Source organism: Algoriphagus aestuariicola (assembly GCF_017254835.1).
Classification (GTDB): domain Bacteria; phylum Bacteroidota; class Bacteroidia; order Cytophagales; family Cyclobacteriaceae; genus Algoriphagus; species Algoriphagus aestuariicola.
The window spans coordinates 1,169,309-1,192,891 of the sequence record NZ_JAFKCW010000001.1; the positions used below are offsets into that span (position 1 = coordinate 1,169,309).

Consider the following 23,583-nt stretch of genomic DNA (forward strand, 5'->3'; position numbering starts at 1 on the left):
TAGTTATTTATCGGCATAATAACTGACAAATGAAATCACTATTCCGATGCCTGGTTATGGGCATTTTGTTTTTTTCCTGTGTGGGAAATGAAAGTCCCGACAAACAAGTCGAACAAGACGGTAAACTCACGATCAGCCTTGTTCCCGGCTATCCTGCTTCTGCACTTGACTTTTGGGTAATCGTCCATGACTTGGATGGCAATCCCATTGCCCACCAGCAAATTTCGTCTGGCGGAGCTATGACCGTGGAACTAGATGACTCCAAGCGTTACCATCTTACTACCTACATGAAAACTGAAAACGTGGGTTATCAAACGGAATTGTTTGAAACCTACGCCGACCTTTCCGTTGTCGAGGACATTACGCTAGGATTGGTTCCTATACCAAGCCCAAATCCCACAGTAAACGGTACTTTTCAAGTAGATTTTTTAGAAAATGAACTTCCCTTTGGCGCTTATTTGACAAGCAGTTCTGGAGGCTATAATTCAGAGGCAAATCATTTGGGTACTCGCTTGGAAATGACGATGAACAGGTTTGAAGGAGTGAGTGATTATTTGCTGGTTGCCAAACTAAATACCGGGGAAACACGCTACAAAAAGCTAAAGATCACTGAGCAGGGAATGAAGCTTGCCTATAAGTTCTCTGATTTGGTCGACTTTGACCAAGTATTCAAGTTTAAGAAAAGCGATTTTAGCCAGTTCTATTTTACCTCGACAGCGCTAAACAAGGTCGACGGAGATTTTAGACCTAGCTATATCGTCAATAGCAATAAGATCGGAAATAGCTTTGATCCCCAGTCGGAGCACGAGATGGGGTTCCTCAATGGTATAGAGTATTTTGATATTCAAATTTCGGGGCGTCGATCCGCCAATTCCAAGACCTCTTTTTTCTATTGGAGGATCGGAACATTGCCGAATTCCATCACTCCGCCCGTAGAGACAAGCATTCAGGTTCAAAGTCAAACCATCGCTGATTTTCGATTTAATGCCCCAGTGGGTATAACGAATTGGTCAGCGGTTTGGGACCATTCAGACCCCTTTACTGGAGAGCCTTTTAAATCCCTGCGTTGGTTTGTCAATGGAAGTGAGACATCTCTAAAGCTCTCTTTGCCAGAGGAGATTGTCGCGCTCAATCCAAAACTGCAGAACCTGGACGACTTCAGGCTGGAATCTACCGAGATAATCACCCATAGTATGTCCTACGATGAGCAGATGAGGGTCAAGTTGGTAGAACCGGCTAAGCCCCAAGCCATGGAGCGTAGTTCAATCTGGCAGAGTTTTCGATAGGTTTGGAAAAATGGGGAATCTAAGGAGTTACCCTTCAGATTCTCCAATAATGTTTCGGTTGGATTTTCTCAGAAAGCTCGGAGGATCGTCCACTATTCGAGTTTTATCCTATCCGTTCTGGAGCAACAATGGCAAAATCCTGATATTGACACCATGTCGGAAACTTTGGAATCACTCATTCAACGGGTGCAGCAATGTAGGATCTGTGAAAAGCATCTTCCCCTAGGGCCAAGGCCGGTGCTTTCGGCCCATCCGGACAGCAAAGTCCTAATCATCGGTCAGGCTCCAGGCACGCGGGTGCATGCAACCGGCATTCCCTGGAACGATCCCAGCGGAGACGAGCTCAGGCGCTGGCTGGCGGTGGATAGGGATACCTTTTACGATCCGAAGATCTTTGGAATCATCCCCATGGGCTTTTGCTACCTGGGTAGGGGAAAGGGCGGGGATCTCCCGCCGAGGAAGGAATGTGCACCAGCTTGGCACGAGCCGCTCCGCCAGCACCTGCCCAAGCTTAAGCTGACCTTGCTTATCGGCAGCTATGCCCAAGCCTATTATTTGGGAGTTCAGCGGAAATCCACACTCACGGAGACGGTCCTGAATTTCGAAAGCTATCTGCCCCAGTTTCTCCCATTGGTTCATCCCTCGCCGAGAAACAGGCTGTGGATGCGTAGAAATCCATGGTTTGAGGAGACGGTAGTTCCTCGGCTCAGACAGCTCGTGTGGGAGTTGATTGGGAGAAAAGAAGAATGAGGCTCTTTTTACCTAGGCGGTAAATTGGTCCCTTGTTTTTCATTTCCGTCATGCCCTCAGGATTTACAGCAATGGAGTTCTAGTTGTGGAGAGTCTACAGTAGCAGTCTGGGAGCTAGCTTGCGGGGAATATTACCCTTTTCAAAAACGAAGACCCCAAGCTTTTGCCCTGGGGTCTCCTGATATTGAATGTACTGACTGCGATTCTGGTTTTGCTAAGCCGTAGCCAGAGTTTGTGAGATGGAAGGATTCTCCTTTCCGCGCAATTTAATCTGGTGTTCTTTTGGTCGAGCGTGCGACAGACAAGTTGCCAAGCCCGCGCGCTTCACCCAATCGTCTAGCTCCTTCCTTTCTGATTCTTGAAGCAGCTCCTTGGCCTTTCCATATTCTTTTGCAACAAGGCGGCTGTCGAAGCTCACCTTTTCGAGCACGGTTTTGTAGTAATCCAGAAATGAGTTTTTTGCCATCGTCAAAATATTTTTTGGTTTTATATCGCCATGCTTTCATGGCATAAGTGGCCTTCCTCATGAAAGGTGTTAAGGGGAGGTGGAGTTTTCCCTCGGCCCGATAGAACCCCTTGCGTTTGGAGGAAAAAGTAAACAGCCAGCCAATGGCTTGGCAGGCTGTGTTGATTTATGAAATTTCTATGGTTTTTGGAGGTTTTTGCCTCGCTTCCTCCCGCTTCGGTATCACGAGTTTCAAAATACCATCCACATAAGTGGCTTCGATTCTGTCACTGTCGACCGTGTTGGGGAGGTCAAAGGAGCGTCGGAATGCGGAATAGCTGAACTCCTTTCGGGTATACGTTCCGACTTCCCCGCTTTCAAACTCCTGGCGATCTTCCGTCTGGATGATCAGGGTTCCATTGTCGATTTCCACCCTGAAGTCGTCCTTCTTCATGCCGGGTACAGCCATCTCCACCCTGTAGTCGGCTCCCGTTTCCACAATGTTCACCCTTGGAAGAGTGACGCTTTCGGAGGATCTCCCGATCCTCATGTCGTCCAGCCAGTCAAAAATGTTTTTGCCGGGGAAATCGTCAAACAAGCTTGGATAGGCAGCTTTGCCATTCCTTTTCATCAGTGTGTTCATTGTTCTGTCAATTTAATGGTTAAACAACTAAACAATCTCGGTCTGGGGCAATGAAGGTCTACGCCACTGCACGCAAGACCAAGAAACCGAATGAATCGCGATTCTTCGCAAGGCCAAAAACAAGGAAAATGCCAAGCCCGTTGGGTGTTGTTTTTGGCAGATTTTTTCTGAAAAATTGTCAGCGTCAACTTTGTTGTCGATCTCTGTTCCCGTTTTTCTGACGCTATTGGGACTTCCGCTTGGCAGTCTTGGCAGAAAGTTATTCTGCGCACTCAAGGCCTCTCTTTTTTGACACTTCTAAACTAGACGAAAACCTAACTGAGCTCCTCCGAAGATATCGGACTTTCGCGGTGAAAAGGCAAGGATGCCGGAAACAGGAACGTACTATCCTGTCAGGGCGGCGTAGTCGGTAGGACTTTGCCTTGTTTCCAGAGAGGGATTTCCAGAGAGGGACCGTGCACAGGGCTGGTTTCTTGGAGAAACGGGAACACAATGGGGATTCTTTTTCCCTGCAAATTAGGGCGGAAAGCGGCAGCCATCGTAAAAAAACAGCGATTAACGCATAAGAATGGGGTTTTGGGGCATTGGTACGGGGTTTGGGTAAAGTTGGATGAACTAAACCAATTATAACCATGGAAAGTACAAAAAATAAGATCAAAGGAAACTGGAACATTATCAAAGGCAAGCTCAAGCAGGAGTATGCCGAATTGACCGATGATGATCTGACTTATGTAGAGGGACAGGAAGATGAACTCCTAGGACGAATCCAAAAGAAAACCGGGAAGACCCAGGCGGAACTTGAAAGATTCTTTGATTAAGGATGATCCATCTGAAAAAGGTAAGAGGTGCTTCGCGGCACCTCTTTTTTTTGCGATTGGGTTTGGAAAGTGTGTAGGGATCCATGCCAGTGTACAGGTTCCTTGCCCACAACTATCAGAGAGAAAGCCCAATGCCCTCTGAGCATTCAAACTTTGTTGATCGTCCATTGAGCTTTTTTTCCAATTTCAATCAAAGCTAAGCTAAGTCAACTTTGGGGGCGAGGGCTTTGTTTTGCAATAGCTTCCAACTCAAAGTCCCGCGCCACTGGCACTCTAGGTTTTACTCGCATAGTCCTTTGGGTTCACCTCCAAAACCCGGCTGACTTCCTGTACGGTGGCCGGAGCATCGAGCTTGAACAATCCCGGAAGCCCCCGTTCCAATCTGGAAGCCCGAATTGCGGACTTGATGGCAAAGAAAACAGAGCTGGCCAATACCAGCGGCGGCTCACCGACTTCCTTTGAGGAAAACAAGTCGTTGGGGTTTTCCGGCACTTCCGAGGAGTTGTTTCTGGGATATAGGTAGGTATTCATTTCCAAGGGAATGGTGGTTGTTGCCGGTGGTTTGTACCGCCAGGTATTCAGGGTGTTAAGTCTCCCTTTTTCTTCTCCCTCCGGTTCAAACACGAGTTTCTCAGTCAAGACGTAACCGATACCCTGCACAAATGCACCTTCGACCTGACCGATGTCTATGGCCGGATTCAGACTCCAGCCCATATCATAGACAATGTCCGACCGGAGAATCTTGACCTCGCCGGTGAGCACGTCTACTTCTACTTCCGAACAGGCAGCGGAAAATGTAAATCCGATAAAGGAGTCCACTGCGCCGGCCGTAGATACGTCATCGGCGATGGAAATACCGGGAATAGCCTTGTTCTCTTCCAGAGATTTGAAGGTCATGGCTGGTATCGGAGTGGTGCCGCCGGGGATGGGTGCGGTAAAAGACGCAATCAAATCCACCCGGTACTGATAGGCCAGGGCAACCAAATTTTGCCAGATAAGCTTGGGATGCACATCAATAGGCCTTTTGACGGCAGCTGACCAGCCTGCTTTGCCGTAGTTCCAAAAATCGATTCCCTGCTCTTTGCACCATTCTTCTCCATTGTCTTTCAGGAGTTTGTATCCAAACTCATTTATCCTGCTGCGCATTTTTTCGCAGGCTTGCTTGACCGCTTCCCCATTGTAGGCGGTGCCGGTCGAGCCTCCGGTGCTAGTTGGATTTGGGATCACGCGGGTGCTTGGCCCATGAATCTGGATCAGATCCATGGGAACATTGAGAACATAGGACGCAATTTGTTCCACCTTGGTCATCATTCCCTGCCCCATATCCACACCTCCCTGGTTGATGGAGATGCTGCCGTCTCCGGAATAGACCGAAACGATGGCTGCAGCCTGCTCGATCATGACCAGGTTGTAGCCGGATCCATACTTGACCGGGAGCATGTAAATACCTCTTTTCTTCCACTTATTGGCTCTGTTGAAGGCATCAACATCTTTGACCCGATTTCTATAGTTGCTCTTTTCCTCCACATAGTCCCAGACATCCCTCATGTAGCAATAAGAAAGGGCCTGACCGAAAGGCGTGACGTCTCCCCGTCGGTACATGTTTTTCATTCGCAATTCCGCGGGATCCATGCCGATGGAAAACGCCGCATCATCGATGGCATTTTCCAAGATCAATTTGCCCTGAATGTCTCCAAAGGCCCGCATAGCGGTATTGGGAGCTTTGTTGGTTCGGCAGACATCCAATTGGCTTTCAAAATTCTGGATCTTATAGGCATTGTCGATCCGCAGCTGTACGCAGTTGCTGACGATATAGGAGCAGTCATAGAAAGCACCTCCATCTGCCCACATTCTGACAAAAAAACCGCGTATGATTCCGCGGTCCTCGGGTCGGATATCTCCCTGGTCAACAGCGATTTGATATTGTCCATAGTAACCATGTCTTTTTCCGATCATTGCGGTATCATGTTCACGCTTCATTGCCAGGCGGATGGGAAGGTTTAGCTTCTGCACAGCTACCACCACAGGCGCGACCACAAATTTTGCCTGCTCGGTCTTGCCACCGTATCCACCCCCCAATTGCCGGATTTCAACGTTTATTTTGTTGTGCTCTGCGGCAAGCGTGCTGGCAACCGTCTGGTGCATCTCCAGCGGGCTTTGGGAGGACGGATGAACGAGAATCTGATTGTCATCCTGGGGAAAAGCCACACAGGCTTGTGTTTCCATATAAAAGTGAACCTGCTCTCCGGATATCTGGGTATTTTCAACAAGCAGGCAACTTGCCCCATCAATCTTGGATTTCCTGAGATTTGGCTTTTTGTCCAGCGGGTCTTTGGATTGATCCGCCCAGTACAATTCAGTGCCGGGACGTGTGATCTTCCAGATGTGGGTCACAAAAGGCGCGGTGCTGGGGCAATCCGGAAAGATGCTGCCTATGCGTATGGCATCGTCAATGCTGATGATCGGTTTCTGCCATTCCGAACTGAAGTTTTCTCCTCCCGTAGACCAGACGATGGGAGAGTAGGCCACGCAGAATTCGGAAGCATATTCTCCGATTTCGATGGCGTTTTTTTCCGTGTTAGCGATTACCATGGCGATCACCTGACCCGGATAAAGAACTTGGTCTTTCGCTAAAATCGGTTGATCCGAGCCCATTCCCTGGAGCTGAAGCCCGCCAGCCGGGATGTCTCTATAGGTGATGAGCTTGTAAAATGCTGGGAATTTTGTGGCTAAAACCCCTTCCAATTCGTCGATATCCAGTTGTTTTGCCGTATCGGGATGGATGAAATGGAAATTGGCCAGGGACCGCTTGGATTGGATGAACGCGCCGTTTTTTCCCATCGGGGGGATCTTGATCTCATGGGTGTAGTGAACCTGACCCATGGCTTGATGAAAGGCCATTAGTTTGATGTAAGGCTGAGATACCGGAGCTTTCCAGTCCTGATTGACATAGTGTTGGGTGCCGTTGCTGAGACCCCAGTTTCCCCAGTTGATTTCCGCCGCAGATTGCAATTCTTTCGGTACCATGCTTTTGTCCTTTTCGACCAGGGCCCTGATGACCGCCTTATACAAAAATGAGCAGGCCAAATTGATCCTATAAGCATCGGTAAATCCCTCAGAGGGGAGGGTTTTAGACCTTTCCCGTGCTAACCAATAGGCTAATTCTTTGCTGAGTTCCCGTCTGAGAATTCCGATTAGTCTGGGCAGCAGATCCAAACTCAGTTGCTTTCCAACAAGCCACTGCTCGCAGTTGGACGCATGCCAGGTAATCGGGGCGATACCGCCATAGACAATGCTCGCCTCGGTGATTTTCAGGTCCTTTTCGACTTTTATTCTGGTGCAGTTGTTTACAATGGAATGGGAGTTCACCTCGCGAAGCGCTACTTTTTGTGAAAGTACCACTTCGTCTTTTTCTCCAAACGGCAGAAAATACCCCAATACAATCAGATCTGACGCTATCTCCGGACGCTTAAGCAGTTGACTGACCAGTGTAGAGATCTTTACTTCGGAGGTTTTTCCGGACTTGATTCGGATGATTCGGATCATCGCGTCACTGCCGTCCAAGGCCGTGAAAAGATCGGATGGAAACGGTTCGCCTTGGATGATGTGCTTCAACACCAACATGGTATTTCCGCCCAGAGAGGCAGCGTTTCTGACGATCATGCCCGCGGTACGATGGCACATAAATTCCAGCGCGCCGATTCTGGAAACTGGTGACAAGCTTTTGGAGGCCATTAGACCGTCCAAAAAATCCAACAATTCGGAATAGGTGACTGACGCGCCGACTTCCAACCCTGACTCCGTAGCCTGGATTCCGTAAAGGTCTTGAACCAGCTTGATGTCGATAAATAACTCGACATCAGGAAACTCGTCTGCGTAAATGCCAAAAGAGGTGTTTCCAAATACCATCCTTGATTTGTCCCCCGGATTTTTCCGGAGAATGCTTTTCAGTTCTTCCAGACTTTGGGGTGTGACCCATTTTTGGCGGGTGTTAAGGACCCTCACTGGGGGAAGCGGAGCTTTGGCACCCTCAGGGAACGGGATGTGAATGGCATCGTGCACCATGACTTCATTGCATTTTTCCTCCGTGATGCACTTCATGCGGTTGGCTTCGTCCGCCTTGGTCCAGTCCGAGGCAAAAGTTTTCATGCCTGTCAGGATGGACCTGTAGCCAGTACATCTGCAGATATTGCCGTCGAAGATCTCCTCAATCTGGTTTTTGGTAGGCGAGGGGTTTTCTGCAAGAAAAGCGGTCATATTCATCACGAAGCCAACGGTACAATAGCCGCATTGTGTCCCATTGTTGATTGCCAGACGGTGTGCTACCGGGTTCATGCCCTCATGGGTATCGCGGTGCTCATCTTCAGAAAGGGATTTGACAGAAATACCATCCGAGAGATCGGCGTTAAGGCTTTTTAAGGCCGTTGAGATTTTTTTCTCCTGATGTCTCAGGAGCTTGCTTTTGGCTTCATTCCATGCGGGAGGTGGAGCGGAAAGCGCAGGAGCTCCTCCCCTCGATGCGGAGGGGGTGAAGGTCAGGTGTTTGTTTTCAGGCCGCTCTACTCCGCCAGTACCTTCAACTGTAGTTATGCTCATTCCTCCCAAGGCACAGACGGGGCGGAGGCAGGAGTTGATGGATTTGTGGTCTGCCTTCTGATTTTCTCCATCCCAAGTGGAGAGGATTACCGTACAGGCGCCGCAGCCGCCCTGTCCACATCCCTTTTTGGCACCGATCAAACCGACAGATTCGGATCTCAGATAATCCAGTAGATGAAGGTCAGGAGCAGGGTTTTTTAGGGTGACTTGTTTACCGTTTAGAAAAAATGAAACTGTATTTTCCATAATGTTTAGCTGAAAATTGGGCTTGTATGGCAGATCGTCTGCCGGGATTTATGTTCTAAAAACTCTTTTTGAACGACAATTGGGATTGTCCATCAAAAGCCTTTTTTGGTCACGTTTGCGACCCACATCAATTTTGGCAAGGTTCGGTGCATGTCAGTGTACTCGACTACCGCCAATCTGTGCAAAAGCATCAGATCTACAACTTTCTGATTTTCGGGTCAGTGATCTTCTTTGATCGGGAAGATGCCGCCTTATTGCTGTGGTGGAGAAGCTTGTATTTTTGGCGATCCGTCCCTGTTCATCGGGGTTGGCAATCGCTCATATTCCGAGTACCAATACCCGGCTACATTTTCGTCCTTCCATTCCGTGATATAGCCCAGTGCCAGAGAGACCTGAAGGGAAAAATCGCAGGACGTCGCATCCGCGGTATAGGGAGTGGCGCATTCGAGATTTTCAAAATACTTTTTGAATTCAGCGGCTTGGGTCTCAGTTAATTTGGTCAACTGGCCTAAGGCATTGGTGTCACCAATAAAGGCCTGCTTTGGAACCAAAGGGGCGATCTGGGGGAATTCAGCGGTTGCATGGCAGGACATACAGGAGGACGTATTCAGATCAACAGGACCATCCAGTCTTCCTCCCCAGCCCAAGTGCTGTGGAGGCAGGCGGGTTGAATCAGGGTTGATCTTGGTCTGCTTAAGGTTGGGATTAATGATGGTTCGTGAGACAGGATAGGGGTTGATGAAGTTGGTGGTGTCCTGGGGATCATTGCCAAACTGTATTCCAACCGGGACCAGATTTTCGGCGCGGTAGGCCCCCTCCTTCCCGTCATTCAGCTTTCCATTGTAGCAAAAGGTGCCAAACACCCAGCCGGTGCCGTATTTATCGGCTCTGGAGTCCCTCACCATCACGTCCATCTGGATGAGGTGCATGGGCTTCACCACTCTTCCAGTATCCAGGCCATTGTTCCAGGAAGGCGTAATGTACGCATTCCAAGTCATCGGGTTTACCAGATAGTCTGCGTCTGTTTCGTCTGCATCGGTAAACAAAAGCTTAAAGATCACGGTCCCCACGGGAAAACCATGGGGTTTTTGGGTTGCGTAAGGATCTGGGTTGTCCCCGTCTTTCCACATTTGCGCCAAGGTGTAGCCTGCAAACTCATTGTAAAAGCCCAGGGCATAGGTTTGATGTGGCTCTGTCTGTTTGGGTCCAAGTTGATAGGGGCCAATCTCCGCTTCCTTGGCCAAACCATGAAAGCCCTCAGAACCCTGGGGGCCCCAGTGCATCCAGGGCATGTGGTACCATTTCCGTGTTTTGGACTCCTGAGCGACAAAATTTACGTCGATCATGCCTTCGAAAGAATAGTCACGGACGGCGTTGATGTATTCCATCCAACGCTCATCTTCGTCAAAGGGGATGTTTAGAAATTCTGGGAGTTGGTCTTCACCGGGCATCTCCAGGGGATAGTCTTGGCTGAGTTGAAAGACTTTCTCTCCGGGATACATGCTGTGAAAATCGGCCGGACTGATCATCCTTCCGAAGTCTGGAAAATTGTTGTTGACCGTATTGCCGTGAGCAGTTTCTTTTCCATTTTCATCAGGTTCTGGACTGCCGCATGATGCAAACAGGGAAATCATTAGAATGGGGACGGCGAATTTCAGCCTCTTTTTGGATAGGGTAGGAGTCATGATAAAAAGGATTGGTGTTGGAAAAAATAATCTTAAAACGTATCCTTAATTTATCAATTTAATTACTTGAAAATTAGATATTTACTACTTTTTTATTAAATGCTTTTTTTAAGTGATCAACTGAAGATTTATATATTTTTTATCGGCTGGTGAGTACTGTGGTCGGTGAATTCCGGGCTGCACGGAAGTCACTTCACTAGTTCGACAAAAGGTCTATGGCAGGTGTTAGAATCTGATAATCATGGTAGGATTGTCGTCCTTGTAGATTCTGACGGTGCCGACATTGGCCAATTCATTTTGTGAGTCCCCTGTCTTTGCCAACATGACCATGCATTTGGTGACATTGGACAAAGAATTAGCTGCGTTCACTCCGTCGACCAATCGATAGGTTCCTGAGATGATCCACAACGCATCGTAGTTTGTTGTCCCATATTTTCCGTTTTCAACCTTTACAAACGACGTAAAATCATTTCCTGCTCCAGAGACATTGCCAACACCAAATCCGGTATCCAGACTATCCGGATATTGGGGGAAGGACTGATCCGCCAATGAGAAATACCCCAGAAAAGACCAGTAGGTGCCTTCTTCGTCTTTTTGTATCAAAAAATAATCTTCGTACCTGCCGAAAACGGAATCCCGGTAGCTGGGATAATTGCCGTCAAACACACAATCATGCTTGATATGGAATTTTTGGCCATCACGTAAACCAGTTTTGAAATCTATAATCCTGTAAATCTCAGGCGGACTATCGCCTTCATAGATCCTCATCCCGTTTTGTTGAATCAGATCCAGAAACGGCTCTAAACTTCCCGTTATCGCCAGAACTTCATTTGTGAAGATCTCTGAAGCGACCTCTTCAGGTAAATCATACTTGCCCAATGCGTTGGACGGTGGTTTGTCGTCCAGATCGCAGGAGATCAGGAAACATATCCTAGCAAAAAGGCCGATTGCTGTGTTCAAAGTTTGAAATGTCGTTTTCATAGCCGTTAATTTTTGATGGATGCTTGGCGAAGAGTTCCAATCATTCCCGGTCACTCGGCACCACGCTAAATTTCCTCGATCAGTTTCTTGGTGGACTTCCCATACTTGGTCATCAGGATTTCTATAAGGACAGAGATCAAGGCGACAAACAGAATGACGATCAGACAATACGAGGTGATCAATTTCATCCAGACCTTATTGATGGAATCTTGGGTCCATACTTTGTCTTTCTCATCTGGCGAGCCAAAACCTTCCCGGATCAGGTCCTCATCAGAATGGATATAGGGATTTTCCAGTTTAAAGGCTTTGGCTACGGGCGTATATTCAGTCCCCTTGATGTAGTAACTGACTTGGCCTTCAAAATCTTTGTAAGGAAACGTACCTTCCAGAAAATACCGGGTGTGGGTATATAAGATCAGAATCAGACCCGCAAACAGAAAGAGGCAAACGGCCTTTAAGGAGTATTTTACATGGGTGTTCCATCTGCCTTTTAACATGAAGGAAACCATCAGATTGACCACCAGCGCGATGATGCTGGCCAGCGCTGTATAGTAGAAGGTCAATTCTTCGATCTTTAAAAGGTGGGAAATCGCCCCGCCAAACAGTCCGAATATCACTGCGATCAAGGCTGCCCTATACTTGAGTAATGAAATCATGGGCTGATTCTCAAGGGTACTACGATCACTTGGTCTTCATTATAGAGCTGGGGCTTCGCAAATTCCTCCCTAAAATCAATCGTTGGATATTGGACATTCATGCGGTTCCCATTCATGTCTTCCACGACAAAGAACATCTTGGCTGGAGGAAATGCTGCCACAGCGTAAGTGGCTGGCGTTCTAATCGTGTGATAGGCATTTTCGAAATCCTTCAGGGCCGGCAATACATACCTTACGGTAAATTTCCCCTCTACTTTCGGCCCCTCGGTAATTAGTTCTCCGTTTTCTGAATACATATAGACTGCAAATGCAAAGTCCATGGTATTGCTCGGTGCCATAGTTTCAAACCGTAATAAAGAGAGTTCGACGGAGGGAAGATCAGTTTCATTCAGACGCGTAGACAGGTAGGTGGGATAGGGCTCTTCCAAGTCAGGAGCTGCCAAGGCCAACAAGCGATCTTTTTCCATCCTGAAAGTCAAGATTCCGGTTTCCGAAAGCAACTCCGAAAGGTTTGCTGCAATTCCCTCCAACAATGCGAGCTGCGTTGGTTCTATTCTCTTGGCAACGGTAATTTCCTGCAAAGTCTGATCGAATGCAGCAACAAGATCCTTTGTCAACAGCTTGGTAATCGTGTCTCAACTTTCGAAATGAGTGCCCGGATTTCTGCACTATTTGCCTCAGCTGCCAGATTTGGGTTTTGTGAGATCATCTGCTCAAAACCTCCTTTTGAGCGTTGAAACTGATCCATTTGAAGTTGTAGTTCGTCGGCAATACTTGATCCGCCTTCTGTCGCAAGATCTTTCGCAGCATCATGATCCAAGGAAGGGAAGCTCGGTAGGTTCAGCTTTTTACTACTTCGAATTACTTCGATGTTGTTTAGGGAGGGATTTAGCGCATACATCAGTTCAAGCGCATCCGGATTGGGCATGATCTGATGGGAGCGTAGGTAGTCAGGTAAATGACTGGCAACCGAGATTTTTGGGCTGCGGGACTTGATGTAAAAGTAGGATGCCGCCCCTATGGCCACCCCTCCGACGATGAACACTGCTGGACTGACACCATTGTCTTCCACAGGCGCTGCTCCTCCGGTAGGTGGGCGCTGGGCCAAAGCCTGATTCCCTTGGCACAAACAAAGATTTGTCACCATTACGATCAACAGCCCTCTCTTCACAAATCGGAACATTGTTTTTTTTGGGAGTCGTGACTAAAAAAATCTCCAAAAATACTGAATAGCTTTTCTGCCGCCAGGCTCCATGTTTTCTGGAAATTGGCGTTGGAGCCCTATCTATACTAAACATTAATGGTCTAAAATCCAATGATCTAGGGTTTTTTCTAGGTGCTGATACCCGATTTAAAAAAAGTTAAGTACAAAGCACTAATCTTGCGGATAGGCACACTTTCAATTCACGGGCGGCCAGCAAGATGTTTATGTAGGGTGGGCAAGATTAGGCTTGATAAATGCAAAAGCCATAGTTTCAGGTAGAATTTCTATAGCCAAACGAAAAATAGCATGTTTCGACATCAGGGCAAAAGTAGAACCCTCGTCCATAATCTCCGGATTGCAACGGTTCTGTCCTTTGTAGCCGGTTTGGTAAATGTGACCGGTTTTTTGGCTTTCCAACAGCTGACAACCAACGTGACAGGACATTTTGCGCTGTTTATCAATGATGTGGCCGATTTCGAGTTTTGGAGAGGCACGGTGTATTTCCTTTACATCTTTTCATTCTTATTCGGGTCATTTGTTGCCAGTTTCCTGATCGAGAAATTTAGGGAGAACAAGCGACTGAATGTATTTGTCTTGCCTACTCTGATCGAATGCCTAGTACTGTTGTCCATCGGAGTGCTGAGCAATATTGTCGAGCTAAAATCGCCTGATTTGATTGTTTGCCTGCTTCTTTTTGCAATGGGTCTCCAAAATTCTTTCGTCACGAAGATTTCAAATGCAGTGGTAAGGACTACTCACTTGACCGGTCTTTTTACGGATCTGGGGATTGAAATTTCTCAATTATTATTTCCGAAATCCCATCCAAACAGATCTAAACTGATGACCACGATTAAGCTCCGAACCAGCATCATACTTTTCTTTTTTATGGGCGGATTTGTCGGCGGATTCTTATATTCGAAAGTAGACCTCAAGTTAAACACGTTGATTTTCGGAGCTTTGACTTTGCTTGTTAGTTTATTCTACGATGATTTCAGGTATAATTTTATCAGAACCAAGAGAAGATACAAACAGCAGAAAGCGGCATAGGGTAAGGGGTAATGATCCTTGATGATGGTCATGTTGAGCAAATTCGAAATGTGGTTATGAATCTCTAGATATGGCCTTCGATATACGCTACACCCGTAGCCCAAGGGCGGGGGCATTTTGATCTATTGTCTAGGAGGCATATAATTAGTTTCAAGTAATCACAAATTCTATAGTTCTATTAACAACAACCCACAAGCTATGAAAAATCAACGCAGGGAATTTCTGAAAAAAGCGGGAAGCACGCTGGCTCTCGCCTCCGTGGGAACCGGGCTGGCGGGCTCGGCATCGGCCAATACCCTTCTTTTGAAACCCGGAATGAAATCCCAATCCAATGACAAAATCCGAATTGGACTAATCGGAGCGGGGATTATCGGACACTATGACACAGATGCTGCGTTGACCATCGATGGCGTAGAGTTGGCCGCTGCCTGTGACCTTTATACCGGAAGGCTGGAGTATGCGAAAGAAAAATGGGGCAAGGATCTCTTCACCACCAGGGACTACCGCGAGGTATTGGCCAAACCGGATATTGATGCAGTATTGATCTGTACACCTGATCACTGGCACCAACGGATAGCAATCGATGCGATGAAAGCAGGCAAACATGTCTATTGCGAGAAGCCCATGGTGCAGCGAATAGAAGATGGACAGGCGATCGTTGATACCCAAAAAGCAACCGGTAAAGTATTGCAGGTGGGTAGCCAAAGAGCCAGTTCCATTGCGGTGTTGGAAGCCAAGAAAGTGCTGCAATCCGGTGTGATTGGGGATTTGACCTTTGTGTCGGCCTATTGTGACCGAAGTGACACGATGGGAGCCTGGAATTATTCCATCCCGACAGATGCCAGTCCGGAAACAGTTGATTTTGACACGTTTTTGGGATATGCCCCCAAAGTACCCTTTGATGCAAAACGGTTTTTCAGATGGAGAAATTACAGCGACTACGGTACAGGCGCTGCGGGAGACTTGATTGTTCACCTCCTGACGACCGTTCACACGATCACTGACTCAAAGGGGCCAAATAAGATATTTGGAGCAGGAGATTTAAAATATTGGAAAGACGGACGCGATGCCTACGACGTCATCAATGCGCTCATGACTTATCCCAAGACCGAACAGCATGACTCATTTCAGGTGACTACCCGCGTCAATCTCTGTGACGGGGAAGGCAAAGGCGAATTCGGCTTGAAGCTGGTAGGCACCAACGGCGTAATTACCATTGGCTGGAATGACTTTACGGTTTCTACGCTGAAAAGGGGCAACGCGCCAGGATATGGCGGGTATGATTCCTACACCAGCTTTTCGGCGGAAGAAAAGAAGGACTTCCAAAAATGGTATACCGACACTTATGGGGCAGACATGGGCGGCATCGCCAAAGGCGAACCGATGAGATTTGAGGCACCTGAAGACTATGATGACCGAGTGGATCATCTGATGGTCTTCTTTAATGGGGTTCGAACTGGTTCTCCAATCCCCGAAGATGCCGAGTTTGGCTTCAGGGCCGCGGCTCCCTCTCTTGCTTGCAACTTAAGTATCGCCCAGGAAAAGCCGATTCTCTGGGATCCCGTAGGGATGAAGTTGCTATAGGCATTCCCGGAGGACAGCGAAGGGCTTTGAGGCATCCTTAGTTAGATTCAACCGATGCATCAGCGGCTAGGGTAATCGGGGGCATAAATCTCAAAAGAAAGTTGGTGTCCTCACTGGAGGTAGTTATGCCATTGGCTTGGAGATGGTGCAGGCCTCGTATTTGATCCCATGCGGTGACCGAACAAATTTTCCCCTGAGGAATATGAAAACCAACAGGATCCGAGATCTTAAGATGGGAAAAATTGTGCTACGGCTGGAACAAGGACAAAAGAAAGGATGATAGAAAGAAATACAAGCAATGAAAAGCGTTCCTCTTCCGTCTCCAGAAAAGAAGCGAATAGGGATATATTGGAAGCGACTGGCAAAAACGGAAGTAGAGCCAATATCAGATAATCGTCGGTTTGCAGATTTTCCCAAATCAAATACTCTCCTCCAATAATCAAAAGTGAAAGAAGGATTGCCGAAAGCGTCCTCAATCCCAGTAATTTTCCAAAATAGGGAACGGGGACTTTCTTGAGGTCAACGTCGCTCAGATGCACTCCGACGATCATCATTCCCAGGGAAGAAACCACCCAAGCCAACGCATCCATGATAGGGGCTGCCTCCTCCGGGATTTTTACTCCCCAAATCTTGATGATAATAGCAGCTATGAAAATATAGATAAAAGGCACCTTGAGGATTTCCTTCAGAGCATCCTTAGTGGAGAGCTTCGTCTTTGCCACTTGAAAATATCCAATGATATCACCATATACGGCCGTGCCCAGATACACACAAATCAGCACGCTGCTCGCTTCCCTTCCAAATAATGCCGACACAACTGGCAAACCAAAAAACAGGACATTAAAGAAGGTGAAGGAGCTCTTTAGCAGGTTGATGTCCTCCTGCTTGGCAATGGTTTTCTTCGCCAAAAGCGCAGGTAGGTTCATGGCTAAAGAAACCAAAAAAGCGAGGATAGGGATAAGAACTATTTTGGAAGTATCGGCCTCAGAGACATTGTAGACCACCAGCACAGGAATAAGCGCAAAAACCAGGGGAGTGGAAATGACGCTTGGATTTATTCTGAACCTTCTTTTAAAAAAATAGCCGACTCCAATAAAAGCCAATAAAGGCAACAGGTTTTTGGCTAGTTCAAGAAGAACCTCCATGTTGTATTTTTTTTGTGATGTGCTTGCAGAGCTTGGCAATGCACCTGACATTAAACCAAACGGCGTTTACGTCCAGCAAGATTCCATTGCAAATATGCCCCACAGCATAGAGATTCTTATGGGGATTTTTTTGGCTGATGACCTCCATCTGATCAGGGTCCACTAGGATTCCCCCAACCGGATAGTCTTCTACCACTCCGCTTTTCAACAGGTTTTGCATCAGGGTGGACCTCATTTTTTCGATTTTGGTCGCAGGACCTGTTGCGTTGATTAAGTAAGCACCTTCATGCCGCTGTCCATTGCCATATTCAAAAACGAATTTTTCCTTATCCCTGTCGTAGCGTACCTGATGCATGGGGGAGTTGACTTCCAGTCTTCCGCTTTTGAATAGCCCACTTAACCGTTCCGCATTGACCAAGGGCATGGCATGGCGCGTTACCGTCCAATAGGCGCCATGCCACTGTTTGAACCGTTGTTTCTCAGAAATAGAAAGCCAATCCCAAATCTGGGATGACTCGTAGCGAAGATCGTAAAGAATGTTGATGAAGGCATCGCCACCCGTTTTTGCAATTCGGATATCTTCCTCAAGAAGTCGATCGGCGGGAATTCCCTTTCTCCTCGTGTTCTTCCAATCTATGGAATGGCCAGCATAGTTTTCTACTTCCTGCTGAAACAAGCGGAACAATTCCTTGATTTTAGGCTGTCTCCATGCCGTGCGCCGAATTTGATGTATTCGGGATAGCGTCAAAAACTCCCTTTGATAGGAAGATTCATCTTTGGGCTGAACCCTCGGCAGCAATCCATCCAGCGAAAAAAGACGGATCTTACCGTGGTTGCCGCTATCCGTCAGCGTCATGATCGTGTCAATGGCGCTGAGACTCGAACCGAGCACACATACCTCCGCATCCTTGGGAATGCCGTTGATTATGGGCTCGCTTGGCCAAGGGAAGCCAAAATAGGAATTCAGTTCGTCAAATTCTGAAAAGTCTGTTGGCTTGGGCGTTCCGGGTGCCAAGATTACATGATCGACCTTTTTAGCTGGGCCACTTGTAAACTTAATCAGCCATCGGTCATTCTCAGAAATTAGATCAATTGCTTCGTCATGGACAATTGTCACCTCTAAGCCTATTTCTTTGGCTTCTTGTAGGTAGTGTTTGCCCTGTTCTTTTATGTAGTCCCCATAGAGACGACGTGTGGTGTAGGACTCATCGATAGGGTTTCCTCCTTTCACCTCGCTTTTGATCTCTTCCCCATGTTTTTTGAGCCATAGGGAAAAGTGGTTTGGCTCGAAGGAATGGATACCCATAAGATCAGCCTGCGTGTTTAGCAAGTGACCTGGTTGATCGGTACTGAAGGCCAATCCTTGCCCCAGCTCTTTCCTTTTCTCTATGAGTAGGATTTTTGTGGTTTTATGTTTGTCTGCGATTTTCAGCTGCACCATTAGCTCCGCCAGCACAGCAACGCCGCAAGCCCCTCCACCGATAATACCTACAGTGATGTCTCTCATTCTTCCGATTTAGTTATTCTTAACTGCCCATTTCGGCAATAAGTTTACCAAGCAAGTATTTTCATGGGGAATGCTCAGGCAGACCGGTATGAGCACGGCTTAGTATTAATTAGGTTGTGGCCAGATTGACCATTGAAGTCGTGGTTCAAATGGGATTCGTAAATCCCGCCTTTTTCTAAGGGGTTTGGGGATTCAAATATTCGAGCGGTTTTTTGCTTTTCTAAAAATAACCAAATAGCTTTCTATGGTAGTTATTCAGTTGGATACAGAATGTTTTGACTGAGGCTCGGAGTTTTTTTAAAAAAGGCGACAAGGATTTTAAGGTCGACTGGACCGAATCGGTCTTTTTTCTTCTGAATTGAGTTTCAGTTCCGTTTGGAGGTTTTTTTTAGTTAGCAAGCCTGTCCGGTTTAAAAGCAAGGTAAGTTGCTTTCCGTTTTCGGTAAATTGTAGTGAGTCAATCAAGACTTTTAAGTTTTTCGTCGTCCTATCGAGGATGTCAGTTGTTAATTTTTCGTCCATCAAAACCCAATTTATTATGCCAGGTCCAGCAATGCACCACATGATCGCCCAAGCGCTGAAACAAAAAATTCAGGCTGGAGGCGGATTAGGCAACAATGCCGACTATGCCAAGCTTCAGGCGCTATTGTCTGATAGCAAGAATTTCCCCTATCTGTTTTTAGGCTGCCAGGGGCCGGATTTTCTCTTTTTTAACACAAAGGATTGGAGTTCCCTGCCGATTGGGGACGCGGTAAAACTGTATTACGAAGTCTATGACTTCCTCGACGACTTCAAGGAATCCCTGAAGTCTCTAGTCCCCCAGCCCGTTATCGATGCCATTGAGGCCTTGGGAGCTGCAGCTGATGCGGTTGTGGAGAATTCTTCGACGCTGAGTGAACTTGAGGACTTGTTCAAGGATATGCAGGCGGTAGTTGATGCACTTTTGGCTAGCCTGATTGAGATGGTTAAGAAGTTCATTACCGACTTCAACGTTTTTGACGTCCTTGGGCATCCTTACCGGGATGGTCAGCCCAAGGGTGAGTGGTGGTGGTTTGATGCCATGCACTATCGAAAAACCGGACGGTTTGCAAAGGCATTACTCGAGAAGACAGATCCCGGCTCACCCCTTCACCTCTATGCGATCGGGTATCTAACCCATGTAAGTGCCGACACGGTAGGACATCCCTTTGTAAACATCAACGATGGAGGTGCATACCGCACTCAATCACAGCGGCATAAGACCGGGGAGAATTACCAGGATGTATTCAACCACAAGGCCCATGCCGCGGAGGACTGGAACCGATCCCAACTGCATGCCTTCTACAATTTCAACTTTGACGGAACTATTACCCCCATAGGGGAAGAGGATCCAGTACCGGATACCCACACGGTTCTTCCGGGTGACTTGGCCAACCTGATATCAAAGACCTTGAATGAGGTGTTCGAAACGGGAGCATCCAATGACAATGAGTACGGAAGGAAAATTTCGGCTGATGATGTAGACGCGGCTTACCGACTTTGGCACAGATGGCTGAGGAGCGCTACGGAAACGGGCACATTGCCTGATCCGGTTCCATACTCCCTGACTGCCGAGTTGGAGGAAGTCTGGGAAACCGCAATGGATAACTTGGGTGACATAGGGGACTTCCTCGAGGATGCGGCCGACATTGCGGGGGATTTTAACATTTTGGCAATCTTTATCATCCTGGCCGCCTTGGTCATCGCGGCTGTCGCTGCCGCGGCAGCCCTAATTGACGCCGTATTGGGTGCATTGACTACACTGACGACAGCTGGAATACGCTATGCCGCTAGCCTAATCTATGAACATTTGTATGGGGCATTCCAAAATTTCCGGTTGGGGGTTTCCCTGAACGGTTTGGCGTTTCCCATGGCCGAGCATCTGGATGAACCGCGATTCGAACAGTTTAAGAATACCTCATTTAACGATCCTTTTGGCTTCAATGCCGGTGACCTGAAAAATTCACTCCCGAAGCTGAAGGTGCTGTTGGATGGAGGAGGGCCTCTGGACCAATTGTTCCACAGGGAAAAACACCTGGCGTATCCCCCGGTGGATCCGGCCGCTTCCGAGCCGAATTTCGCGGTAGCGGGGCCTGATTCGTATTTTGCGCAGACCCCCTTGCATTATGCCTTTGACAATATTCCCCTTGATAAGGAGTTTTTGGAGTTTCTGGTCGATCTGGAAGGAGATGAATCCAAACTCAGCGACTACTTGGCGGAGGTTTTTAGGAAAAGGAAACAGATTCCAACTTTGGGGAATAGCCTCACACTGGCCGAGTGGCTTTATGCGAGAGTCCAGGAAAAGGGCAGGATACCCGATTTTAACCTGGATGCTGACCGGGGTTATGGATATGTTTGTTGGACCCAGAAGGATGCCGGGGGCTCAAATTCACTCGAGGAGCCCAAAGAGCTGATACAGCATAACCAGCAAAAGAACGGGTTGCCAATCACCCCGGTGCAGCTGGATTTTATAGGACACTAAAGGGGTCCGAAAGTATCATTTTTCAAATTTAAACCGCACGATAATGTCAAAGAATATAGAAGCAGCCCGAGAATTCATCCAAGGGCTCACAAAGGAAAAAACGGCATATCCCAAGGATATCGCCAAGCGCCTGATAAAAATTTATTCCGGCAAAAACGACAAAAGGCCACGGCCAGAAACCTTCAAGGAAAGCTCGTTTCTCTTTATCCGTTCCTATCACGGAGATATCGGCCTAAGGCCTTTTTCAAACATTGCCTTTTGGAATTCACCCGATATCAATATCAGTCCAATCAATAATATTGGGGCTTATACTACTTTGCTTGAAGGAGGGAAATCGTATAGTATCCGGTGTAATCTGCACAACCGGGGGGACTTGATGGTTCCCTATCCCAAGGTGGAGTTTTTCCTCACCGATCCAACACTTGGATTCAACACCTCCGTTGCCCAACAGCTGGGAGTTACCCAAATGACTGGCCTTTTGTTGCCTGCGAGCAATGGGGTTGCGGAATTTATATACCAAGTGCCAGCCAGCGAAGCGGGACACAAGTGCCTGTTTGCCCGAACATGGTCATTTAGTCCCCTTGATAAGCCTTTTGATCTTTTTGCCTTGGATCCACGCATTGACCGTCACATCGCACAAAAGAACTTGAATTTTGTTCCGCAAGCCAGCCCATATATGTTTAATGTGGTCCATCAGCCCAATGCCTTGGAAACCATCGAATTTAGGCCGATGACGGCAATGCAGGTAATGGCCTTGCAACATCCCGGGTTGTTGGATTTTAAGATTTTGGAACTTGGGAAGTCTGAAGCTTTGGCACAGATAAAATTGGAACTGGCCAATAAAGAGAGCGGGGAGTTTTCCCTGAAGGGAAGCAGGGGAATGTGGGAAATAAAGTCTGTTTCCAAAGAAGGGATGGATCTGGACAGGCAAGCAGGCATATTGAAGGAAATGGATGCCATTGTACACAGTGTCTATTCAGAAAAAAGCAGCTTTTCAGATCATAAAAAGTCACTGGAAATGTTTCGGTCAATGAACAAAACCGTAAAAAAGACAACACTTCAAATGACAATGCCTGGCTTTGGTCTTGAAAAAGGCCAGGCGGTTGGTTTTGAAATAGTAAACACCAATCAGGTAAATGGCCAAGTAAAAGGCGGAATTACGATTGTTGTAACCGGATAGTGGGAGCCGTTTTAATCAGTCTGTGTTGAAGCATCGAATTTATCCTATCATTCTACGGTACCGTAATGGAAGGGAAACACTTGATTTTTAAGTTTAGGGGGATGGTGTTTCTATCCCTCTTTGCTTTTTCGAAGCACGTTGGCACCTATTCTAGAACGACAAGTTCATCTTATCGATTTTCTAATTATCAATTCAGTCGGAAGACTGACGAATTCACGCGGTATTTCAGGATTCTCAATTTGATTTAGCAGAATCTGAGCAGCTTTCGCTCCCATTTCAAATGGTTGTTGGTTTACTGTACTCAACGTGGGTGTGATATACGTGGATATCGGTTCGTCTGCATAGCCGATCACAGCTAATTGGTCAGGAATATGGATTTTGAGTTGGCTTGCGACTTTGTAAATCTCAAAAGCCAGGTAATCACTGTATGCGAATGCTCCATCAACGAGGTTTGTCTCTAAACAGGATTTGATTTGTTCTTCCAAATCAGGATTACTTCCTTCAAGAACCAAATCTTCTTCCCATTCAATCTCATGTTTTCGAAGTGCCTCCTTGTAGCCCATAAGTCTATTAAATGTAGTGGAGAGGTTATCGGGGCCTTTGATGTGTACAATCTTTCTGCACCCAATCTGACATAAATGGTCTACCGCTGAAAATGCTCCCTGAAAATCATCGGAGATTACATAAGGAGCCTCGATTTCTTCCGAAAATCTATCAACCAAAACCAGTGGAGTATCGTTGTCCATCACTTCTTGCAGATGCCCAAACGTATCATTCACCTTGGAAATGGTGGCTATGACTCCATCTACCCGTGCGTCCAAGAGCGTATATATTGATTTGATTTCTTGACTTTGGTCCTCATTCGAGGTACATATCAGCAATTGGTATCCAGAATTTGAAGTGATGCTTTCTATTCCAGCCAACATGCGGCTATAAAAATGATGGGTGAATTCCGGAATGATAAGACCGATCGTATTGGTGCGGTTTTCCAAGAGACTTTTTGCTATCGGGTTGGGTCGGTACCCGAGTTTTTTAGCCAAAGAAATGATTTCCTGCTTTTTTTTCTCGCTGACTTTTCCGCCGCCATTCAGCGCTCGGGAAACCGTCGATGGAGTCACCTGTACCGCTTTGGCAATGTCTGAGATATTCGTTCTCTTCTTTTTCATTTTGGAAGCTAAGGCTAAACCTCAACTCTAATTTAGCAGAAAAGAATGTGCTCAGGATCTTGTTTGACGAGATCGGCTATCGTTAAGGTCAATCGTTTGACCAACATACTCTTCATCTTTTTCATAATATTGAATTATTGTTTT

The 23,583-nt window shown here is 47.1% G+C and carries 18 protein-coding genes; 7 read left to right on the forward strand and 11 right to left on the reverse strand.

What is annotated here, in order from left to right; all coding sequences use genetic code 11:
- Nucleotides 1-29: 29 nt before the first annotated feature.
- Both J0A67_RS05015 and J0A67_RS05020 read left to right on the forward strand, forming a co-directional pair.
- A complete protein-coding gene (locus J0A67_RS05015; RefSeq protein ID WP_206568164.1) occupies nt 30-1,286 on the forward strand; it encodes a hypothetical protein in 1,257 nt (418 codons plus the stop codon).
- Between the two features lie 153 nt (nt 1,287-1,439).
- Nucleotides 1,440-2,036 (forward strand): uracil-DNA glycosylase family protein, encoded by a 597-nt coding sequence (locus J0A67_RS05020; RefSeq protein WP_206568165.1) that lies wholly within the window; start codon nt 1,440-1,442, stop codon nt 2,034-2,036.
- A 214-nt stretch (nt 2,037-2,250) separates the two neighbouring features.
- Here J0A67_RS05020 and J0A67_RS05025 read toward each other — a convergent pair whose 3' ends face one another.
- Nucleotides 2,251-2,502, reverse strand: coding sequence for a hypothetical protein (locus J0A67_RS05025; protein ID WP_206568166.1), 252 nt, complete (start codon nt 2,500-2,502; stop codon nt 2,251-2,253).
- A 166-nt stretch (nt 2,503-2,668) separates the two neighbouring features.
- Nucleotides 2,669-3,124 carry an Hsp20/alpha crystallin family protein gene (locus J0A67_RS05030; RefSeq protein ID WP_206568167.1) on the reverse strand — a complete coding sequence of 152 codons (456 nt, stop codon included), beginning with the start codon at nt 3,122-3,124 and terminating at the stop codon, nt 2,669-2,671.
- Nucleotides 3,125-3,756: 632 nt separating this feature from the next.
- Between J0A67_RS05030 and J0A67_RS05035 the strand changes: the two genes are divergently transcribed.
- Entirely contained in the window at nt 3,757-3,942 is a 186-nt protein-coding gene (locus tag J0A67_RS05035; RefSeq protein WP_206568168.1) for a CsbD family protein, read from the forward strand.
- A gap of 273 nt (nt 3,943-4,215) precedes the next feature.
- On the opposite strand, the gene J0A67_RS05040 is transcribed toward J0A67_RS05035, so the two are convergent.
- The 6 genes from J0A67_RS05040 to J0A67_RS05065 form a co-directional block, all read right to left on the reverse strand.
- Nucleotides 4,216-8,784 carry a molybdopterin cofactor-binding domain-containing protein gene (locus tag J0A67_RS05040; protein ID WP_206568169.1) on the reverse strand — a complete coding sequence of 1,523 codons (4,569 nt, stop codon included), beginning with the start codon at nt 8,782-8,784 and terminating at the stop codon, nt 4,216-4,218.
- 251 nt (nt 8,785-9,035) lie between these two features.
- A complete protein-coding gene (locus J0A67_RS05045; RefSeq protein WP_206568170.1) occupies nt 9,036-10,469 on the reverse strand; it encodes a hypothetical protein in 1,434 nt (477 codons plus the stop codon).
- Nucleotides 10,470-10,694: 225 nt separating this feature from the next.
- A complete protein-coding gene (locus J0A67_RS05050; protein WP_206568171.1) occupies nt 10,695-11,450 on the reverse strand; it encodes a hypothetical protein in 756 nt (251 codons plus the stop codon).
- A gap of 65 nt (nt 11,451-11,515) precedes the next feature.
- The gene (locus tag J0A67_RS05055) at nt 11,516-12,106 is read right to left on the reverse strand and encodes a hypothetical protein (RefSeq protein ID WP_206568172.1); all 591 of its coding nucleotides are present in this window, start codon (nt 12,104-12,106) and stop codon (nt 11,516-11,518) included.
- The gene (locus J0A67_RS05060; protein ID WP_206568173.1) at nt 12,103-12,723 is read right to left on the reverse strand and encodes a hypothetical protein; all 621 of its coding nucleotides are present in this window, start codon (nt 12,721-12,723) and stop codon (nt 12,103-12,105) included. The genes J0A67_RS05055 and J0A67_RS05060 overlap by 4 nt, the downstream gene beginning before the upstream one ends.
- Nucleotides 12,720-13,289 (reverse strand): hypothetical protein, encoded by a 570-nt coding sequence (locus tag J0A67_RS05065; RefSeq protein ID WP_206568174.1) that lies wholly within the window; start codon nt 13,287-13,289, stop codon nt 12,720-12,722. The genes J0A67_RS05060 and J0A67_RS05065 overlap by 4 nt, the downstream gene beginning before the upstream one ends.
- A gap of 327 nt (nt 13,290-13,616) precedes the next feature.
- Here J0A67_RS05065 and J0A67_RS05070 point away from each other — a divergent pair, with 327 nt between their 5' ends.
- Nucleotides 13,617-14,357, forward strand: coding sequence for a YoaK family protein (locus J0A67_RS05070; RefSeq protein ID WP_206568175.1), 741 nt, complete (start codon nt 13,617-13,619; stop codon nt 14,355-14,357).
- Between the two features lie 198 nt (nt 14,358-14,555).
- Nucleotides 14,556-15,941 carry a Gfo/Idh/MocA family protein gene (locus tag J0A67_RS05075; RefSeq protein WP_206568176.1) on the forward strand — a complete coding sequence of 462 codons (1,386 nt, stop codon included), beginning with the start codon at nt 14,556-14,558 and terminating at the stop codon, nt 15,939-15,941.
- 227 nt (nt 15,942-16,168) lie between these two features.
- On the opposite strand, the gene J0A67_RS05080 is transcribed toward J0A67_RS05075, so the two are convergent.
- Both J0A67_RS05080 and J0A67_RS05085 read right to left on the reverse strand, forming a co-directional pair.
- The gene (locus J0A67_RS05080; RefSeq protein ID WP_206568177.1) at nt 16,169-17,086 is read right to left on the reverse strand and encodes an AEC family transporter; all 918 of its coding nucleotides are present in this window, start codon (nt 17,084-17,086) and stop codon (nt 16,169-16,171) included.
- A complete protein-coding gene (locus J0A67_RS05085; protein WP_206568178.1) occupies nt 17,070-18,593 on the reverse strand; it encodes an FAD/NAD(P)-binding protein in 1,524 nt (507 codons plus the stop codon). The genes J0A67_RS05080 and J0A67_RS05085 overlap by 17 nt, the downstream gene beginning before the upstream one ends.
- 538 nt (nt 18,594-19,131) lie before the next feature.
- On the opposite strand from J0A67_RS05085, the gene J0A67_RS05090 reads away from it, so the two are divergent.
- Both J0A67_RS05090 and J0A67_RS05095 read left to right on the forward strand, forming a co-directional pair.
- Nucleotides 19,132-21,093 (forward strand): zinc dependent phospholipase C family protein, encoded by a 1,962-nt coding sequence (locus J0A67_RS05090; protein WP_206568179.1) that lies wholly within the window; start codon nt 19,132-19,134, stop codon nt 21,091-21,093.
- A gap of 43 nt (nt 21,094-21,136) precedes the next feature.
- A complete protein-coding gene (locus J0A67_RS05095) occupies nt 21,137-22,273 on the forward strand; it encodes a hypothetical protein (protein WP_206568180.1) in 1,137 nt (378 codons plus the stop codon).
- 164 nt (nt 22,274-22,437) lie between these two features.
- Here the strand turns inward: J0A67_RS05095 and J0A67_RS05100 are convergent, their stop codons facing one another.
- Nucleotides 22,438-23,439, reverse strand: coding sequence for a LacI family DNA-binding transcriptional regulator (locus J0A67_RS05100; RefSeq protein WP_206568181.1), 1,002 nt, complete (start codon nt 23,437-23,439; stop codon nt 22,438-22,440).
- Nucleotides 23,440-23,583 lie beyond the last annotated feature (144 nt).

What these genes read in the sequence shown, in the direction of transcription:
- J0A67_RS05065 (WP_206568174.1), bottom strand. Translation starts at nt 13,289, where the DNA reads ATGTTCCGATTTGTGAAGAGAGGGCTGTTGATCGTAATGGTGACAAAT.
- J0A67_RS05055 (WP_206568172.1), bottom strand. Translation starts at nt 12,106, where the DNA reads ATGATTTCATTACTCAAGTATAGGGCAGCCTTGATCGCAGTGATATTC.
- J0A67_RS05030 (WP_206568167.1), bottom strand. Translation starts at nt 3,124, where the DNA reads ATGAACACACTGATGAAAAGGAATGGCAAAGCTGCCTATCCAAGCTTG.
- J0A67_RS05040 (WP_206568169.1), bottom strand. Translation starts at nt 8,784, where the DNA reads ATGGAAAATACAGTTTCATTTTTTCTAAACGGTAAACAAGTCACCCTA.
- J0A67_RS05045 (WP_206568170.1), bottom strand. Translation starts at nt 10,469, where the DNA reads ATGACTCCTACCCTATCCAAAAAGAGGCTGAAATTCGCCGTCCCCATT.
- J0A67_RS05035 (WP_206568168.1), top strand. Translation starts at nt 3,757, where the DNA reads ATGGAAAGTACAAAAAATAAGATCAAAGGAAACTGGAACATTATCAAA.
- J0A67_RS05100 (WP_206568181.1), bottom strand. Translation starts at nt 23,439, where the DNA reads ATGAAAAAGAAGAGAACGAATATCTCAGACATTGCCAAAGCGGTACAG.
- J0A67_RS05095 (WP_206568180.1), top strand. Translation starts at nt 21,137, where the DNA reads ATGTCAAAGAATATAGAAGCAGCCCGAGAATTCATCCAAGGGCTCACA.
- J0A67_RS05025 (WP_206568166.1), bottom strand. Translation starts at nt 2,502, where the DNA reads ATGGCAAAAAACTCATTTCTGGATTACTACAAAACCGTGCTCGAAAAG.
- J0A67_RS05085 (WP_206568178.1), bottom strand. Translation starts at nt 18,593, where the DNA reads ATGAGAGACATCACTGTAGGTATTATCGGTGGAGGGGCTTGCGGCGTT.
- J0A67_RS05015 (WP_206568164.1), top strand. Translation starts at nt 30, where the DNA reads ATGAAATCACTATTCCGATGCCTGGTTATGGGCATTTTGTTTTTTTCC.
- J0A67_RS05080 (WP_206568177.1), bottom strand. Translation starts at nt 17,086, where the DNA reads ATGGAGGTTCTTCTTGAACTAGCCAAAAACCTGTTGCCTTTATTGGCT.
- J0A67_RS05090 (WP_206568179.1), top strand. Translation starts at nt 19,132, where the DNA reads ATGCCAGGTCCAGCAATGCACCACATGATCGCCCAAGCGCTGAAACAA.
- J0A67_RS05020 (WP_206568165.1), top strand. Translation starts at nt 1,440, where the DNA reads ATGTCGGAAACTTTGGAATCACTCATTCAACGGGTGCAGCAATGTAGG.
- J0A67_RS05075 (WP_206568176.1), top strand. Translation starts at nt 14,556, where the DNA reads ATGAAAAATCAACGCAGGGAATTTCTGAAAAAAGCGGGAAGCACGCTG.
- J0A67_RS05070 (WP_206568175.1), top strand. Translation starts at nt 13,617, where the DNA reads ATGTTTCGACATCAGGGCAAAAGTAGAACCCTCGTCCATAATCTCCGG.
- J0A67_RS05050 (WP_206568171.1), bottom strand. Translation starts at nt 11,450, where the DNA reads ATGAAAACGACATTTCAAACTTTGAACACAGCAATCGGCCTTTTTGCT.